Below are 17,314 nucleotides of genomic sequence, written 5' to 3'. Positions count from 1 at the left end.
CCAAAGAGGTGATTTATTGGCTTTACGTAAGTGGCACCGATTGTTAATGATTTTCAACCAGAGCGCTCATCCGGGCGCATTTATAACTATTTTCAAAAGATGGAACTCATAACATACAATTTTTCTATGTTTGTATGTATATAACAAAAGTATTTATAACAGTATGCTGTTACATCAACCATACAGCAACTCCCGGATCGCTCAAAATACATTTTATGAAAAAGTTAATTCTGATGCTGTGCGCATTTTTATGTTTCATTTCCGGCGTGGCTTACAGCCAGTCAGCCGCTTCCACGAAATTTGTTGATGGAGCCCGGTTAACCATTGTTGGAAAAGCCTTCCCTGCTTCATTTCCCTTTCATAGGGTCGATACCGCGGTTTATAAAGGAATGAGCAAGTCAGAAAATCAGCAGGCCCGGTGCAGTGCCGGGCTGGCAATACTCTTCAAAACAAATTCTGCTTATATAAAGGTGTTACCCTCTTATAAATGGACTTATAAAAAAGATAATATGACGGGGATTGCTGCTGCGGGCTTCGACCTGTATATTAAAAAAGGCAATCGATGGGAATTTGCGGGTAACGGAGTATCGCCCGAACGGGATAAGGAAATAACCCTGGTATCGGAAATGGATGCTGCGCCAAAGGAATGCCTGCTCTATTTGCCCATCTACAGCGAACTGAAGGGTCTTAAAATAGGAGTGGAGGATGGTGCCACGATTGCAGCTATACCCAATCCTTTTAAAATTAAAACGGTTGTTTTCGGATCCAGCTATACCCAGGGCATTTCGGCAAGCCGGCCGGGAATGAGTTATCCTATGCAACTGCAGAGGAATTTTAACCTGGATGTCTGTAATCTGGGGTTTTCCGGGAACTCCAAGTTACAGCCTTATTTTGCAAAAATGCTGGCCGCAGTAAAGGCCGATGTTATTGTACTGGATGCCTTTTCAAATCCCGGTGCTGAATTGATCAGTGAGCGGCTGCCGCTTTTTTTAGATGTGGTTGCCAGAAGTCATAAAGATATTCCTGTTGTGTTTGTGGAAACCATTTACCGGGGAAACGCTGATTTTAACAATAAGATCAGGGAGTTTGAATCACAAAAACGGAATATCGCTAAAGCATTGATGAAAGAACTGATTCAAAAATATCCGAATGTTTATTTTATAGATAGCCCGCTACCGGAATCTGTCAGCCATGATACCACAGCCGATGGCATACACCCTTCGGATCTCGGGTATTTTACCTGGTCCCAAAATTTAGGTAAGAAACTGATGGAGATCTTAAAAAAACAGGCAGCGCATTGAGTGGCCCTGTATTAATAATGGCAGGAAGGGGCGCATAACATTTTTTGAAGCCTTGCCGGTAGGCAGGTGGTCATCCCACCTTGAGGGGCATATCTGTTCCCGCATTATCTTGCTATCTGTTCCAAATGTAAAAAGGTTATGCATCGGGCAGGAAGCAGGCACTATTAGCCATGGAATAAAAAAATATGCACTACTTTTGAAAAGACCCATATCAAATTACAGGAAGTATGATTACATGTTTGATTGTTGATGATAATCAGCTAGCCCGGACAACATTAAGACAACTGGCGGCGCAGGTAAGGGATTTAAAAATAATGGGGGAAGCGGAAAGCGCTGTTGAAGCTTACAACCTGCTTAAAACGACTCCTGTAGATCTCCTGTTGCTGGATATTGAAATGGACGGAATGACAGGGCTTGAGCTTACACGTAACCTGGGTAATGATAAACCGGTTATTGTATTTATTTCTGCAAAAAAAGAATATGCCTTTGAGGCCTTTGAATTGAATGTAGCAGATTATATTGCCAAACCGGTACTGCCCGCAAGGTTCATACAGGCTATTGACCGTGTACGGGAGCTTTTGGAAAGCAACAATGAGGATGTAAATATTGTGAACGATGAATTTATTTTTATAAGGGATTCAAACGTGGTAAAGCGACTCAGCTTCAGCGAGATCCTGTATGCAGAGGCTATGGGCGACTATGTAAAGCTGCATACGCCTAAGAGATTCTATGCGGTTCATAGCCCGCTGAAAGCAGTAGAAGAGCGATTGCCGGCGGGAAAATTTATCCGTGTTCACCGTTCCTATATAGTAGCCGTAGACAAGATTGACGGAATTGAGCAAGGAGCGCTGGTACTTCAGGGAAAGATGGTGCCGGTTGCTGATGGCTACCGGAACAGCCTGAACAAACGCCTGAACATACTGTAACTATTCCCCGGTATTGAACGATTGTTATTGCCGATTCGGCGATTGGACGGTTTATATAATTAAAGGAGTTGGTATTTTTATTTACAAAGGAATACAATATACCGGTGAACAGCAGGAATATTATATGGATGGTAGCCGCAGCGGTCATGCTGATTGCGTTCATTTACGGGTTGCTGTACCAGCTATATGTAATAAAAAACGGGCTGTTCATTTCCCTTTTTGCACTTTTAATTGTAGCAGATGTGGTCGTATTTATAAAACTATTCTGGAATGCTACAGCCAACCATCACGACGATTACTGATAAATTCCTGCTTTCGCTTTATTTTTCTCCTGAAAATTTTATTGTTTTTAGCCAGGAAGAACTGTCATTAAACTTTTCATCCATCTTTTGGACAAAAAAAAGAATGAAAAATTTAATGTACGTTTGAAGGGAATTATATTCCTGATGAAGTCTTCTTTTCGTTATATACTGGTAGCCGCATTTATAACAGCGATCACTGTCATTGTTTTCCTGCAATTTAATTCCAGCAGGAGTATTAATGAGCTCATTAACGGGAATGAAGATCTGATGAGCCTGCTAAAGGTGAAGACAGAGCTGCAGCAGATTCAGAAAAATGTGGAACAACTGGAAACCGAGGCAAAAAGCATTGTGATACGGGGGGCAGATCTGCAGGATGGGCGTTTCCGGCAACAGGTAAACCAGATCAACCGCTCCTTTGAAGCACTGGATTCCTTTGAAACCGACCAGACAATTGGTTCCGGCATACAGCAATTAAGGCAGCTGGTAAACAGGAAAATAAGCCTGAACACTGAAGTGTTGCGCACCTTTTCAGGAGACGGCAAAGATTCCGCAGAAAAGATGATCAATAACCAGGAAGAGCAGCAGCTTACAGATTCTATCCGCATCCTGTCCAACCGTATAGATGAACGTTACCAGGTAAAGGTCACCGACCTGATCCGGAATGCTGATAAAAGCGGGGTAAAAGCCAAAACATTTGGTACCATCCTGGCAATCCTTGCGGCTATCAGCGCCCTTTTTGTGTTTGGATACATCTCTTATAAGATCATAGAGCAACAACGCCTGATCCACCAGTTGAATGTATCCGAAATGCATGCCCGGCAACTGGCACGTGTTAAAGAAAATTTTCTGGCAAATATGAGCCATGAAATACGCACCCCGTTAAATGCAATACTGGGTTTTACCGGTTTGCTGAAAAAAGAAAAAGCTTCCCGACAGGTGGCAGATTATACGGCTTTGATCCATAAAGCCGGAGAAAACCTGCTGCAGATCGTCAATAATATTCTGGATATTTCAAAGATTGAGGCTGGCATGATGGTGGTGAAAGCAGCTCCCTTTGAGATCCGGCATACCTTTTCCGATATAAAAGCCATCTACAGCCGGCAATGCATTGAAAAAGGGCTGGACTTTATTGTCGCAATTGATGAGGAAGTGCCCCGTTTTTTGCTGGGCGATGAGGCGCGCCTGATACAGGTAATGGTAAACCTGGTAGGGAATGCTATTAAGTTTACTGATAAAGGTTTTGTACATATTGAGGTGGCCGTTGTGAACAAAGAGAATGAAGCGGTTTTGTTGCAGTTTGTGGTAAGGGATACCGGCATTGGCATGACGGAAAATGAGACAGCTGCCGTTTTTGACCGTTTCCAGCAAAGTGATGGCAGCATTACCAGGAAGTATGGCGGCACAGGCCTGGGGCTTTCAATTGTTAAGGACCTGGTACATTTAATGAACGGGGCTATTGAGGTTTACAGCAGGGAGCAACAGGGCTCGTCTTTTACCCTGCAATTGCCTTTTAAAATAACGACCAAAGGGAAAGAACCGGTTGAAGAACCTTTTTCAGATAACATAGTGCATCAGCGGGGCCTGCCGGCCGGAAAAGTGTTGATTGTGGAAGATAATGAACTGAACCGGCTGTTATTGCAGCAATTGCTGAAAGGCTGGTGTATCCGGTTTGATACGGTATCAAACGGCACAGAAGCCATTACCTGTTTAAAAACGGAGAAGTTTGACCTTGTTTTAATGGATATCCAAATGCCCGGAATGGATGGCTATACGGCAACGGGTATCATAAGGAACGAATTAAAAAATGAGCTGCCTGTGATTGCCATGACGGCGGATGCCCTGCCGGGGCAAAGAGAACGCTGTATTGAAGCCGGTATGAATGATTATATTGCAAAGCCCATACGGGAACAGGAACTGAAAAAGATCGTATTCCATTATTTAGAACAGGAAGGGGGAGAGGCACAGCTGCTTTCAGAGAATGAGCTGCCCGTTCCGGCCCACTCGTTTCAATTCCTTAAGCTTGAATATCTTTCAGCGATCAGTATGGGCAACAGTGCCTATGAAAAAGAGGTTTTTGAACAATTCCTTGAGCTGCTCCCCCGGGAACTGGACCGCCTGGATGCGGCCATTCAAAACGGGGATTTTGCAGCGATCAGGAAAACCGCGCATAGCTTAAAAACAACCGTGGCCGTTATAGGGCTTGATGAAGAAACCTATCCTTATCTGGAAGCGCTTGAGCAGGAGGAAGCGCTTTCAACGATACGATCCGTTTTTCGTTCACTTCAGCATACCTGTAATGGTGCCCTGGCTGAAGCAAAAGCCTATTACAGCCGGCGATATTTGTAAGATAAACAGGATTTGCTATTTCATCGATTGTTTTTGCCTGCTGGGCTATTGCTGCTTTGAAACAGCCCTGTTTTTTAATAGCTTTATAGAAACAGTTTACCTTATTACCTAAAATATTACAACAATGAAAAAACTTTTTATCGCCATCCTTACTTTTATCAGTTTTAGCCTGGCCACGCATGCGCAAACAACTGCGCCTGCACAAACAAAACCGGCAACTGCCCAAACCTCAAAGAAGGCAACCGCTGCTGCCAATACGGCGCATGTAAAGAAAGACGGCACTCCGGACAAAAGGTATAAAGAGAATAAGCATGTGAAAAAAGACGGTACACCGGATAAGCGTTACAAAGAGAACAAGAAGTAATAATACGTTTTGAGTTTTGATTGTTAGCCCCCGCTTTGCGGGGGCTTTTTATTGAGGCTGTATCAAAAGAAAGAAATCGTCATATCGAAGCGGAACAGAGATATCTCGTAATCAACGTGAAACAATATATAAGATTTCTCGGCTACACTATGTTTCGCTCGAAATGACGACTTTTGATACAGTCACTTTTATTACCTTGCTAAAGAGCCCGGCTGTCTTTTTTCAAAAGGCAATAGAACGGATTCACCGATTGTTTTTGCCGTTTAGTCTATTGCTTTGTTTAGTACCGCTGATTATGAAATATTTTTATAGTGTTAATGGCAGACATCCTTTAACGCTCTGTTTACTGCCAGACAAAATATTGAACAATTGAATTGAAGTAATAGGTTTTGGTTAAAGGTTACATGCAGAGTCAACCCCATTCTATGGGGTTGTTTTTTTGCTGTATTTTTGATTATGCAATTATTTTTTGGTGCAGGGCTCAGAGGGAAAGTATGCATTGCTCTTGTCATTACACTGTTTACAGCTCATTACGGGCAGGCACAGACCGGCAGCAGTTTCCGGGTGAACATTGAAAATTTATACAGTACGCACGGAAATAGTTTTCCGGGCCTCAGCGCTGCCTATCACCAGGGGCTGGGGTCAAAATGGGAACTGGGCGCCGGGATGGAATACTCGAACGCTTCAACACATAATGATAACAGATGGAATTTGTATCATCTGTATTTTTTCCCTTTTTATTTCAGTGAATATTATAAATGCCCGGCTCCGGGAAATTGGGTACCCAATTTGCATTTACAGGAAGGGCTTGGCTTTATAAATTATTATAAGGAATTCCAGGATCATCCCGGTACGAGGTATTATATAAATGAACACGGTTTTAATGGATTTGCAGGTATTGATACCCATTATTATTTTTCGGTACTATCAGGTGTATTTGCAGAAGCAGGGTTAAAAGGATTTCATCTTTCCTTTAACAATTTAGATGTGAATCCGCATGGATTAACAGCAAAATTGGGCTATGTTTACCGCCTTAAATAATAAACCAAAATCTGTATGAAAGAGCGGATTCTAAAGGGCATCAGGCGTTTCTCCCCAAAGACCTACTGGAAGGAGATCCTGGCCGTTTTTGTGATCCTTTTAGCCTTTGTGTTTTTTAGAAGCGAGCGTAAAGAGCTGAAGTCCATCATACCCCGGTTACACGCCGCCGATCAGCTATGGGTTATTTCAGGCCTGCTGGTCTGTGGTATATATGTATTATTACAGGCGTTAATGTATGTGCATAGTTTTAAGGCAATGGGCATGAGGCTCCGGTTAAGTGATGCTGTGGAGCTGTTCCTTAAACGCAACTTCCTGAGCGTCTTCCTGCCGGCAGGAGGAATCAGTTCCCTGGCCTATACAACCACCCAGTTAAGAAAAAGGAATCTGAATGCCACACAGATCCACCAGGCCAGCGCCATTTACGGGTATGTAGGCTTGCTGACCGTTTTTATTATTGGCATTCCCATCATTATTTACACGCTATGGGAGAATCGCAATTTCGGAAATGCCTGGATATCTCTTATTATACTGGGGCTTATTCTTGGAGCGGTCTTTTTTCTAACCTTGGCCTTCAGAGCAAAAGGCGACCTGTACAAATGGATTGCTAAAAAAATCCCCTCTGTTACAGGCGCTATTGATGAAATCTTTTCTGGAGATGTTAACAAAAAGCACCTGCTGATCACCATCCTGCTTTCATTGGGCATTGAGTTGTGCGGCATCGCCCATGTATTTATAAGCATGTACGCGCTGAATGTGTCGCCCTCGTTTGAAGTGGCTGCTGTAGGGTACACCCTATCAGTAGTGCTAATGATCATTTCTCCCTTTTTACGTGGCCTGGGCGCTGTGGAGTTTACAATGATCTACATCTTTATGGGGTATGGGTATACGCATAACCAGGGGCTGAGCGTGACCTTATTGTATCGTCTTTTTGAGTTCTGGCTCCCTTTATTGTTCGGGCTGTTTGCCTTTATATGGCGGGGGCGCCAACTGGTGGCAAGGATCGTTCCGGCCGTGGCCATCTTTATCCTGGGTATTATCAATATTATTTCAGTAGCAACACCACCGCTTGCGGAACGTATGAAGCTGGATCGGTATTATTTACCGGTAGAAGCGATCCATGCATCCAAATTGATGGTCCTGGTACTTGGAATAGCGCTACTGGTCACCTCTGCGTATCTTATAAAAGGTTTGCGGGCTGCCTGGATCGCGGCATTGGTGTTTACAGGGCTTTCTATTATCGGCAATATGGCCAAGGCGCTCGACTATGAAGAAAGCCTTTTTGCCCTTTTTATACTGGCCCTCTTAATCTCTAACAGCAGGCAGTATCGTATAAAAGCCAATCCTAAATGGATACGCATCGGCTTTATAACCTTTTTCATAACGCTTACCTCTGTTTGCATTTTTGATTTCCTGAGCTTTTATTTTATAGATAAGCGTCATTTCGGAATTGATTTTAACTGGCATCAATCCATCTATTATACTTTAAAAAGCTTTTTGCTTTTTTCAGATGATGAACTGGTGCCCAAAACGAATTTCGGTCGTGATTTTATTAATATAACAAAATTCCTGGGGGTTTGCTCCTGGCTGCTGCTGATCTATTCATTGCTGCGGCCGAGGATCTTTAGCGATCATGGTTCCGGTGCAAGAACGGAAGCAGAACTGGCCAGGGAACTGTTAGAGGAGCACGGACGCTCTGCTGTTGATTATTTTAAAGTAACTCCCGATAAACAGCTTTTCTTTTCTAATCTTACAGATGGGTTTGTTGCTTACCGCGTGGCCAATGGCTTTGCGGCTGTTTTAGAAGAACCGGTCTGCGCCGCAGAAGATAAAGCAGAGGTTATTGAAGAGTTTGAACGTTTTTGCCGGCAAAAAGGATTGAAAACTGTTTACTACCGGGTGGATGAAAGCAGTCTCTTTTATTTTGAGCACCTGAAAAAGATGAAAATCTTTATCGGCCAGGAAGCCATAATGGAAATAGAAAAATTCACGCTTGAGGGTAAAGACAGGAAATCGTTACGCAACGGGCTGAACAGCCTGCAAAAGAAGGGATACCGTACAGAACTGGTAACAGCGCCACATAGCGCTGTGTTTGTAGATGAATTGCAGGATATTTCAGATGAATGGCTGGACAAGTTTGAGAAAAAAGAAATGGTTTTTTCTCAGGGAATGTTTGACCCTGAGGAAATACGCGGCCTGGATGTGATTATTGTAAAAGATGACAGGGACGCAGTGCAGTCTTTTCTCACCATTATCAGGGATTATACCCCTGATGAGTGCACCTATGACCTGATCCGGAAGCGCCTGGATGCACCGGGTGGTTGTATGGACGCGATGATTGTAAAGCTTGTGGAATTTGCCAAAGAAAGGAATTATAAATACCTGAACCTGGGCATGATCCCCCTAAACGGGATCACGGAGCCGGATAACCCCGCAGAACAGATCATAAAATATGCGTCGGCAAGGATCGGCAGCTTTAAACATTATAAAACACTAAGGGACTTTAAAGAAAAATACGCTACCATCTGGGAGAATAAATACATGATCTTTAGCAATGATTTTGACCTGTTGCAGATACCCGGGGCACTCAAAAAAGCAATGAAGCCTTAAATAACCCAAATAAAATCTTTATGAAAGCGGTGAACCTTTTTCTGATTGTTGTTTTTACGTTATGGGGCCGGATAACTGAAGCCCAGGAGCTGCCGGTAAAAAACTGGAATGGCAATAATAAAAAGCCCCTGGTGGTATATATCAGCGGCGATGGTGGTTTTAATAGCTTTACAAACAGTTTTTGCACGGCAATCAATAAAGACGGATATACAATTGCAGCTATTAACGCGCGCTCATATTTCTGGTCAAAAAAAACACCGGAACAGGCTGCCGCTGATCTTACAGCTTATCTTGATGCTGCCGTCAAAGGAAGACCGAACCGGCAAATAATCCTGATCGGCTATTCATTCGGGGCAGACGTGGCCCCGTTTATCGTCAACCGGTTACCGGTTGCTGTAAAAAAATACCTGGTTGGTACTGTGCTGATGGCCCCCTCCGCATCTACTGATTTTGAAATTCATATTGCCGATATGTGGGGAAAGGCAAAGAAGAGGGGAATGGATGTTGTTGCCGAAATCAATAAGCTGGGCAATTCCAGAACCGCTATAATTATGGCGGCTGATGACAAAGACTTCCCGGTAAGACTGGTGACCCTTAAAAATTTTAAGAATGAAGTGTTGAGAGGAGGGCACCATTTTGACGGGGATACGGACTTCCTGGCAAAAACTGTACAGAAGTATTTTTAAATGCAATTTTTTTTTAAAAGATTCTTCTTGTTTTTTTGTTTGACTGGGGTGGTGTTGGATATTGCTGCCCAGGACTTACGTGACAGCAGCTTTATAAGGAAATACGAACGGAGTAATGTGGCGGAATGGAACATGGGGAACTATTCCGCAAAGTTTGATTTCCGTGGATTTGGTAAGCGCCCCAGCAGCTTTATGCTTGCTGCAAACACCAATGCCTATACAGGGTTGTACCTGAATTATAAATGGGTGGCTGTTCAGTATTCGTGGGGAATACCAGGAACAGAGCTCGACAGGAATGTACATTTAAAACATACGTCGTTCTCATTCCGGTACAACCGTCCCGATATGAGTTTTATTCCCTATTATAATTATTATAACGGGTTACTTCTGCAGAGAGGAAAGGAGCGCCGGGAATATGATGCCTTCCGGGACATGCGTTATTATGACGCGGGGCTTAAATTCATGTATTTTACCAATACCAGTAAATATTCCTATAAAGCAGGTAGTTCTTTTGCTGAGCGGCAGCTGAGATCCGCCGGCGGCCTTATTTTTGCAGCAACCCCGCAATGGCAACGGATTAACTGGGTAAACCCCAGTAATGCCCTGATCAAAGATTCGCTTACCTATAAATTGCTATCATCAGATCCTCAATGGATCAGCATGACCCTGGGAGCCGGGTACAATTATAATTTTTCCATCCGGAACGGCCGGTGGATCATATCACCGGCTGTAACGGCTATGGCCGGGGCGCTGAAAGAAGTTAATAATGATAACCCATTAAAGCCCGTGTTTGAGCTACAGGCCTGGATGAACGCAGGCTACAGCGGCCGTATTTTTTATGGTTATCTGAATGCGTACATCCAGTACGAGCAAACCAACCTGATCGTTAAAAAATTAAATGCACTGGGCAATGGGCTGTCCGTTACGGTGGGGTACCGTTTTCATTCGCTTCCAAAAAAAATACTGGGTATCCTGTAATGGCAGGCTTAAAAGTGCAGCAGGAATACAGTGCCTTCCCCTTCCTTGCTTTTCATCTGGATGCTTCCTTTATGAAGGATCATTATCTGCTTGCAAAGGCTTAGCCCGATCCCGTTACCGTTTTTACGGGTGCTGAAGAAGGGAATAAAGATCTGGTCGGCAATATCCGGGGGAACACCCATACCATTGTCTGCTACCTTTATGCAGGCCTTATCGGCATCCATAAATGCAGACAGGATAATACGCGGGCGGGCGCTGGTTCTTACTGCCTCAATGGCATTGGTCATCAGGTTAATGAGCACCTGCTCTATCAGGCTGGTATCAACATGGATGCTTAAGAACGGATCTTTTAAAATCACATCCAGTTCAATGCTTTTCTGATCCAGCGTTGGCTGCATCAGGTTTTGAAGGTTGTCAAATATATCGCTTGCCAGCACTTTTTTCAGCACCGGTTTGGTGATCTTATTCAGGTTGCGGTAAGTGATGGCAAAGCGCTGCAGCCCTTCGCTTCTTTTCTTTATGGTTTCCAGGCCCAGTTTCAGGTCTTCCGGCTCAATAACCGGCGGGGCTTCATTTTCGCCTGGCTCCAGTTGTTTTTTTAAAGTATCAGCAAGTGATGAAATGGGTGCAACAGAATTCATGATCTCATGCGTCATCACGTTGAGCAGTTTCTGCCAGGCAATGGATTCATTTTCATCCAGTGTTTCCTTAACATTCTGAAGCGATATTAATTTGTCGGTTTTCCCGTTGGTTGCAAAAAGCGCTGCGGTAGCCAGCAGCTTTTCATCCAGCATTCCCTTTTTAAAATTAAAAACCTCTGTCTGACCCGGCTCCAGCTTTAACAGCAGGTTCAAAAAATCGGGGTTCCTTTTTTCCAGTGCGCCGATATTTCTGAAGTAGGGGATATCGGTTATTTTTTTAAAGGATTCATTCATCCAGTTAATATTCCCTGTATTATCATCAAAAGAAATGATGCCGATGCCTACCGTTTCTAAAATGGTCTGCAGATAAATGTTCTCTGCTTTTCGTTCCTTGTTCAGCGCTTTAAAGCGGTCCGTGATCGAGTTCAGCCCTATAAGAAGCTTTTTCATGTCGCCGGAAGACTGGGCGGTATTGTAGCTTTTGCTGAAATCATTATACTTCACCGCTTCTACAAATTCCAGCACGATTTTATCTGTTTTTTCGGCACTGTTAATAATAAGAACGAACAGATAGATCCATAAAAGAGCGCAGGCTATGGCGCCCCACCATTGCCGGTGCAGCAAACACCAGGCAATAGCTGCCGTGGTAACCAGCAGCCCTAAGAGCCCGGCCACTAATTCCCTTCGTTTTTTACTCAATATCATATTTGTTCAACCTGCGGTAAAGAGCTGTTCTTGTAAGGCCCAGTTCTTTGGCGGCTTTTGTAATGTTCCCTTTGTTCTTTTCAATAGCAAGGAGGATGGCATTTTTTTCCAGGGTATTCAGGTTGATGGAGTCGGGCGTTTTTGTTATTTCTGCCCCCCTGGTTTCAATAGGTGAAAAAACAATGTCCGCCGGCTGTATACTTTCGCCATCGCTCATAATAACCGCCCGTTCAATAGCATACTGCAGTTCCCGCACATTACCGGGAAAATGATACTGATTCAGTTTTTCGATGGATTTTTTATCCAGCCCAAGACCTGGTTTAAAATACTTTTCACCATATTGTTTTACAAAATGCCTGGCCAGCAGCTCAATGTCTCCCGTTCTTTTCCTGAGCGGGGGCAGCATGATCTCTACTGTATTGATGCGGTAAATCAAATCCTTTCTGAAACGTTTTTCATCTGCCAGTTCTTCCAAGGGTACATTGGTGGCGCAGATGAGGCGAATATCGACCGGCACAGGTTGATGCGCCCCCAGTTTGGTAACCTGCCTGTTCTGCAACACTGTTAACAAACGGGCCTGCTGATGCAGTGTGATATTGCCAATCTCATCCAGGAATAAAGTACCTCCGTTTGCCGCCTCAAATCGCCCCGTACGTTCTTCACGCGCATCTGTAAATGCGCCTTTGGTGTGCCCGAACAGTTCACTTTCAAAAAGGCTTTCTGTTAAAGAGCCTACATCGGTTTTGATAAAGGGCCTGCCAGCCCTTAATGATTGCTGGTGTATGGCATGCGCCGCAAGATCCTTGCCGGTACCATTCTCACCCAGGATCAGGATATTTGCATCTGTAGGCGCTATTTTTTCTATTTTTTTCAGCACATCCAGTATGGCTTCAGATTGGCCCAGCAATCCGCTACCGCTGGTGTTTACCTGCTGTACGGATTTTACCGTTCGTTTTTTCAGCAGGTCTTTTACATTCTGAATGAGCTGATCGTTCTGCCAGGGCTTCAGCATAAAATCCGAAGCGCCTTCTTTTAATGACCGTACGGCAAGATCAATGTCTCCGTATGCCGTGATCATAATGATCGAAGCTTTGGAGCCCAGCTCTCTTATTTTTCGCAGCCAGTATAACCCCTCGTTACCGGTATTGATCGTGCTGTTGAAGTTCATGTCCATCAGCACCAGGTCAAAATCCTTCTTCAAAAAAAGGGAGCGCAGGTTCTCAGGATTTTTTTCGGTCATTACTTCTTTTGCCTGTGATTTCAGCAACAAACGGGCTGCTGTTAATACATCAGGATCATCATCAACAATTAATATGGAAGCGTCTTTTAAAAGCATAATTGTACACAAAAATGCACAGAGAATGTGGTAAAACAAATTATCCGGATTATTTTTTTGCAAGTGTATCAAAAACAGACATCCAGTGTTCGCTTTTAAGCAGATTTTTTGACCGGCAAAATTATAACTATTTATGAATGAATGTTTTGTTTTTATGGCACGGCATTTCAATGTATGGTTTCAAACAAATAAATTTTTAAAACTTTAAATTTTATAACAATGAAAAAGTTAATTCTTATTGTAGCCGCTTTTATAACAGTAAGTGTGAACGCCGCAAACGATGAGCCGGCAGTCAGTGCAAAGGCACTGGAAACATTCCACCAGGTATTTTCAGAAGCCGCTGACGTAAGCTGGAGAATAACAGGCAAACAAAATGAAGCCAGCTTTAATTTGAACACGATCCGGATGAGGGTCGTTATTGATAATAATGGAAAGCTGGTGTCCATGCTTCGTTACTATAAGGAAGAAGATCTTCCGGTAAACATCCGCTACAGCGTAAAGAAAGCGTTTGAAAATAAAGAGATCATGGGCGTAACCGAATTTTCAAAAAATAATGATGTATCTTATTACATTGTTTTACTGGACCATAAAAAAATGTTCAATGTTGTGGTAGATTCCGATGGCGGCATCATCCAAAAGCGTATTTATGACAGGGGAGATCTGTAACTTCCATTAAACCGATCCAAAAGCTTCTCATGTATAATTCACGGAGCGATTAGTCTTGGTTGCTCCATTTTTTTAAAAAATGAGGCCCGATAGTCCCGATAACTCGGAATCGGAATGAGAAATGAGCAACGGGATTGAAATGGCTCAGGTCTGCGAAAGTTTGATTCATAACTGATTGCTTCTCATTGCTCTGGCCTCTTACAACCAACAACTGTATCAAAACCGGACAGTTTCTGTGCGGTAGCGGACGAAAAAGTTAGCGTTTAATTGCCCAATGTGTTGATTTGTATATTTTTATCAAATTGGCATATTGTTAAGGGATAGATAACAGAAGCAATAGCATGTAATGAAGAAAATAAGTATTTGTATCGTTTTTGTTTTTTGTCTGAGCGCCTGCAACCGGTATACGGGCGTTACTGCCAATGCATGGCAGGGGGCAGACACACCAGGGCACCATTCTGCCGGGTTCACCAACCTGACCGGGAAACAGAAATTCAGGATGGATCTGAAGGGGGAAGGACGGGGCTATGTTGCTTATAATGTGGAGAAAGGATCAGGGTATTTAAAGATGCTGGTCAGTTCCGGCAACAAAGTGCTGGTGGAGGAGCAGGTTGACCAGCGGGTCAGCAATGAGCTGGCACTGCCTTCTAACCAATCCTATACAGTAACATTCAGCGGTAATAATGCTTCTGGCAGGTTTGACATTCAATACGGAATCAAATAATAAAAAGACCAATCGTGGACAGAGTTATTGAAAAGAAGTTCTGGAACAAAAAACGGATCTGGACCATTGCCGGCATTACAGCCCTGGTGCTGCTGATTATATTCAGCATTGTAATGGCGAGCGGTAAAAGCAAACTGAACGTGGATACCGAACGTATTACAATCAGTGAGGTTAAAAAAGCACCTTTTAAAGAATATATTCCCGTAAACGGAATTGTAATGCCCGCCAGCACTATTTACCTGGATGCAATGGAAGGAGGCCGGGTTGAAGAAAAATATGTAGAGGACGGGGCCATGATGAAAAAAGGAGAACCTATTCTGAGACTGAGCAACACCGACCTGGAGCTAAGCCTGGTAGGGCAGCAATCGTATGTATATACAACCCTGGCGCAGGTACAACTGGCTAAAGTGACCGCACAACAAAATACCGTGAACAACCTGAACCAGATGACCGATGCCGAAAGCCAGCTGAAAGAAGCGGAACGCGTTTATAATATGGATAAATACCTGTACCAGAATAAGGCCATTGGAAAGCAGGAATTTCAGCAGGCGGAGAACGATTATTATTATAAGCTGAAAAAAAGAGACCTGGCAGCAAGGATTATTAAGCAGGATGAGCAGTCTAACGAGTTGCAGACAAAACAGGCATCGCAGTCGTTCAGCAGCTCTCAGAAGGCCCTGGATCTGTATGGTCGTAAAGTAGGAGACCTGATCCTGAGGGCACCTGTAGACGGGCAGCTGACTTCGCTGGATGCTGAGATCGGCCAGTCAAAAAATAAAGGCGAGCGCCTGGGTCAGATTGATGTGCTGACAGGATATAAGGTACGGGTGGATATTGATGAGCATTATATTTCCCGCATATTTAACGGTTTGATGGGAGATGTGACCATAGCGGGAAAATCGTACCAGCTGCGTGTTAAAAAAATATATACCCAGGTAACAAACGGGCGTTTTCAGGTAGATATGGAATTTGTGGGCAATGTACCAAAAGATATCCGCCGCGGCCAGACCCTGTCTATCAGCCTGGCGCTGAGCGACGAGACCACTGCAGTGCTTTTAGCTAAAGGCGGCTTCTATCAGCAAACAGGGGGAAACTGGGTGTTTAAAATAAGTGATGACGGCAAAACGGCTTACCGGGCTGAAGTGCAGCTGGGACGCCAGAACCCCGATTATTATGAAGTGCTGAAAGGACTGCAACCCGGTGATAAAGTAATTACCAGCAGTTATGAGAACTACGGGGATATGCAGGAGCTGGTTTTGAAGAAGTGAGTAACCAGTTATCAGTTGTTGTTAAAAACTGATTACTAATAACTGAAAACTTGTATTAAAGCTTATCCATAAAACTATAAATCATTTTTTGATTTCTAGAATTTCCTGGATTAGCTCTTCAGAAATAGCGCGAGGTAGATATAAAAGATCTTTAAATAAAATAAGTTGGTAGTGAAGTTCAGCAGCAGAACCTGCAGCAATGTTCAGGAAGCTCTTTAATTGAGGGGTTGTTTTTCTTTCACAACCTCCTGCTATATTGGTTGGTATGGAATAAGCAGCTTTCCCTATTTGGTAAGTCAGCGCCATACTTTCCACTTTGGGAAATTTTTTACTGATGCGGTAAATATTTAATGTGAGCAGATGGCTTCTTTGCCATATCACTAATCTGGTAAAATCTTGGATAGTGTTTTTTTTAGATTATTAATAAATTAGAATTATGAAAAATAATAGTAATTAACAACCCGGTATAGCTCTTACTGAAAACTGATGACTAATAACTCTAACATCTGATTATTCAAATCTCAACTCAAACCCATATATATGGATCCAGTAAATACAATACCCGAACCCGAAAATACCCAGGCAGCACCTGCTAAAACAGCGACGCCTTATATGATCAAGATTACCAATCTTGAGAAGATCTATCGTACGGAAGAAGTGGAAACGATAGCTTTGAATGATTTGTCCTTTGATGTAAAGGAGGGTGAGTTTGTAGCCGTAATGGGGCCTTCCGGCTGTGGAAAGTCTACCTTGCTGAACATCCTGGGCCTGCTGGACGACCCTGATGCCGGCAGCTTTTTATTTAACGGGGTAGAAGTAGCGAGGTTTAATGAACGCAAGCGCGCGGATATGCGCAAAAAGAATATAGGGTTTGTATTCCAGAGCTTTAATCTGATTGATGAGCTGACCGTTTTTGAAAATGTAGAGCTGCCGCTGATGTATGCCGGTGTAAAAAAATCGGACCGGAAGGCCAGGGTCGATGAGGTGCTGGAGAAAGTGCAGATCATGCACCGCCGGAACCACTTTCCGCAGCAGCTTTCCGGTGGTCAGCAACAGCGTGTGGCAGTTGCAAGGGCGGTAGTGAACAGGCCCAGGCTCATTTTGGCGGATGAGCCTACAGGAAACCTGGACAGCACCAATGGCAACGAAGTAATGCAGATGCTTACGGATCTGAATGAAGCAGGAACGACTATTGTAATGGTTACGCATAGTGAGCATGATGCACGTTACAGCCATCGCATTATCCGTATGCTGGACGGGCATACGGTTACAGAGAATATTCTGGTGTAGCAGGAAACAGGGAATCATAAATAAGAAATAAAAAATGAGAAAGGAGAACGCGGAAATGTAAAAGGTAGAATGATGAATTTGGAATGTAAAAAGGGTGCATAGGGAACAGTGAAAAGTGCATAGCAAGTGGAGG

The 17,314-nt window shown here is 43.6% G+C and carries 16 protein-coding genes; 13 read left to right on the top strand and 3 right to left on the bottom strand.

The annotated features are described in order from the left end of the window. The first annotated feature begins 215 nt into the window (after nt 1–215). The 9 genes from A8C56_RS11265 to A8C56_RS11225 all read left to right on the top strand — a co-directional run bounded on the left by A8C56_RS11265 (nt 216) and on the right by A8C56_RS11225 (nt 10,551). The gene (locus A8C56_RS11265; RefSeq protein ID WP_067755871.1) at nt 216–1,301 is read left to right on the top strand and encodes an SGNH/GDSL hydrolase family protein; all 1,086 of its coding nucleotides are present in this window, start codon (nt 216–218) and stop codon (nt 1,299–1,301) included. Nucleotides 1,302–1,528: 227 nt separating this feature from the next. After that, complete coding sequence (locus A8C56_RS11260) at nt 1,529–2,227, top strand: LytR/AlgR family response regulator transcription factor (RefSeq protein WP_084490167.1); 699 nt, start codon at nt 1,529–1,531, stop codon at nt 2,225–2,227. Nucleotides 2,228–2,295: 68 nt separating this feature from the next. Then, nucleotides 2,296–2,529, top strand: a complete 234-nt coding sequence (locus A8C56_RS11255) for a hypothetical protein (RefSeq protein WP_067755868.1) — start codon at nt 2,296–2,298, stop codon at nt 2,527–2,529. Nucleotides 2,530–2,616: 87 nt separating this feature from the next. Beyond that, nucleotides 2,617–4,875, top strand: coding sequence for a response regulator (locus A8C56_RS11250; RefSeq protein ID WP_245645854.1), 2,259 nt, complete (start codon nt 2,617–2,619; stop codon nt 4,873–4,875). A gap of 124 nt (nt 4,876–4,999) precedes the next feature. After that, nucleotides 5,000–5,239 carry a hypothetical protein gene (locus A8C56_RS11245; protein ID WP_067755866.1) on the top strand — a complete coding sequence of 80 codons (240 nt, stop codon included), beginning with the start codon at nt 5,000–5,002 and terminating at the stop codon, nt 5,237–5,239. Nucleotides 5,240–5,695: 456 nt separating this feature from the next. Further along, nucleotides 5,696–6,280 carry a hypothetical protein gene (locus tag A8C56_RS11240; protein WP_067755864.1) on the top strand — a complete coding sequence of 195 codons (585 nt, stop codon included), beginning with the start codon at nt 5,696–5,698 and terminating at the stop codon, nt 6,278–6,280. Nucleotides 6,281–6,295: 15 nt separating this feature from the next. Next, entirely contained in the window at nt 6,296–8,887 is a 2,592-nt protein-coding gene (locus A8C56_RS11235; protein ID WP_067755863.1) for a phosphatidylglycerol lysyltransferase domain-containing protein, read from the top strand. A 20-nt stretch (nt 8,888–8,907) separates the two neighbouring features. After that, nucleotides 8,908–9,573 carry an AcvB/VirJ family lysyl-phosphatidylglycerol hydrolase gene (locus A8C56_RS11230; RefSeq protein ID WP_067755860.1) on the top strand — a complete coding sequence of 222 codons (666 nt, stop codon included), beginning with the start codon at nt 8,908–8,910 and terminating at the stop codon, nt 9,571–9,573. Nucleotides 9,574–9,600: 27 nt separating this feature from the next. After that, complete coding sequence (locus tag A8C56_RS11225) at nt 9,601–10,551, top strand: DUF4421 family protein (RefSeq protein WP_169818772.1); 951 nt, start codon at nt 9,601–9,603, stop codon at nt 10,549–10,551. An 8-nt stretch (nt 10,552–10,559) separates the two neighbouring features. On the opposite strand, the gene A8C56_RS11220 is transcribed toward A8C56_RS11225, so the two are convergent. Both A8C56_RS11220 and A8C56_RS11215 read right to left on the bottom strand, forming a co-directional pair. After that, on the bottom strand, nt 10,560–11,897 hold the full coding sequence (locus A8C56_RS11220; protein WP_067755854.1) for a sensor histidine kinase: 1,338 nt from the start codon (nt 11,895–11,897) through the stop codon (nt 10,560–10,562). Continuing rightward, nucleotides 11,884–13,233 (bottom strand): sigma-54-dependent transcriptional regulator, encoded by a 1,350-nt coding sequence (locus tag A8C56_RS11215; protein ID WP_067755851.1) that lies wholly within the window; start codon nt 13,231–13,233, stop codon nt 11,884–11,886. The genes A8C56_RS11220 and A8C56_RS11215 overlap by 14 nt, the downstream gene beginning before the upstream one ends. 219 nt (nt 13,234–13,452) lie before the next feature. Here A8C56_RS11215 and A8C56_RS11210 point away from each other — a divergent pair, with 219 nt between their 5' ends. The 3 genes from A8C56_RS11210 (at nt 13,453) to A8C56_RS11200 (ending at nt 15,891) form a co-directional block, all read left to right on the top strand. After that, nucleotides 13,453–13,899: a hypothetical protein gene (locus A8C56_RS11210; protein WP_067755848.1), complete on the top strand. Its 447-nt coding sequence runs from the start codon at nt 13,453–13,455 to the stop codon at nt 13,897–13,899. 346 nt (nt 13,900–14,245) lie between these two features. Further along, nucleotides 14,246–14,623: a hypothetical protein gene (locus tag A8C56_RS11205; protein ID WP_067755845.1), complete on the top strand. Its 378-nt coding sequence runs from the start codon at nt 14,246–14,248 to the stop codon at nt 14,621–14,623. Between the two features lie 14 nt (nt 14,624–14,637). Then, entirely contained in the window at nt 14,638–15,891 is a 1,254-nt protein-coding gene (locus A8C56_RS11200) for an efflux RND transporter periplasmic adaptor subunit (RefSeq protein ID WP_067755842.1), read from the top strand. An 81-nt stretch (nt 15,892–15,972) separates the two neighbouring features. Here A8C56_RS11200 and A8C56_RS11195 read toward each other — a convergent pair whose 3' ends face one another. Further along, nucleotides 15,973–16,272: a four helix bundle protein gene (locus A8C56_RS11195; protein ID WP_218917278.1), complete on the bottom strand. Its 300-nt coding sequence runs from the start codon at nt 16,270–16,272 to the stop codon at nt 15,973–15,975. Nucleotides 16,273–16,503: 231 nt separating this feature from the next. On the opposite strand from A8C56_RS11195, the gene A8C56_RS11190 reads away from it, so the two are divergent. Further along, a complete protein-coding gene (locus tag A8C56_RS11190; RefSeq protein WP_067761912.1) occupies nt 16,504–17,181 on the top strand; it encodes an ABC transporter ATP-binding protein in 678 nt (225 codons plus the stop codon). The last annotated feature ends 133 nt before the right edge of the window (nt 17,182–17,314 follow it).

The sequence above is a fragment of the Niabella ginsenosidivorans genome, from assembly GCF_001654455.1.
Classification (GTDB): domain Bacteria; phylum Bacteroidota; class Bacteroidia; order Chitinophagales; family Chitinophagaceae; genus Niabella; species Niabella ginsenosidivorans.
Note: the sequence above shows the minus strand (reverse complement) of the source record. Positions and strands in the feature narration are given on the sequence as shown.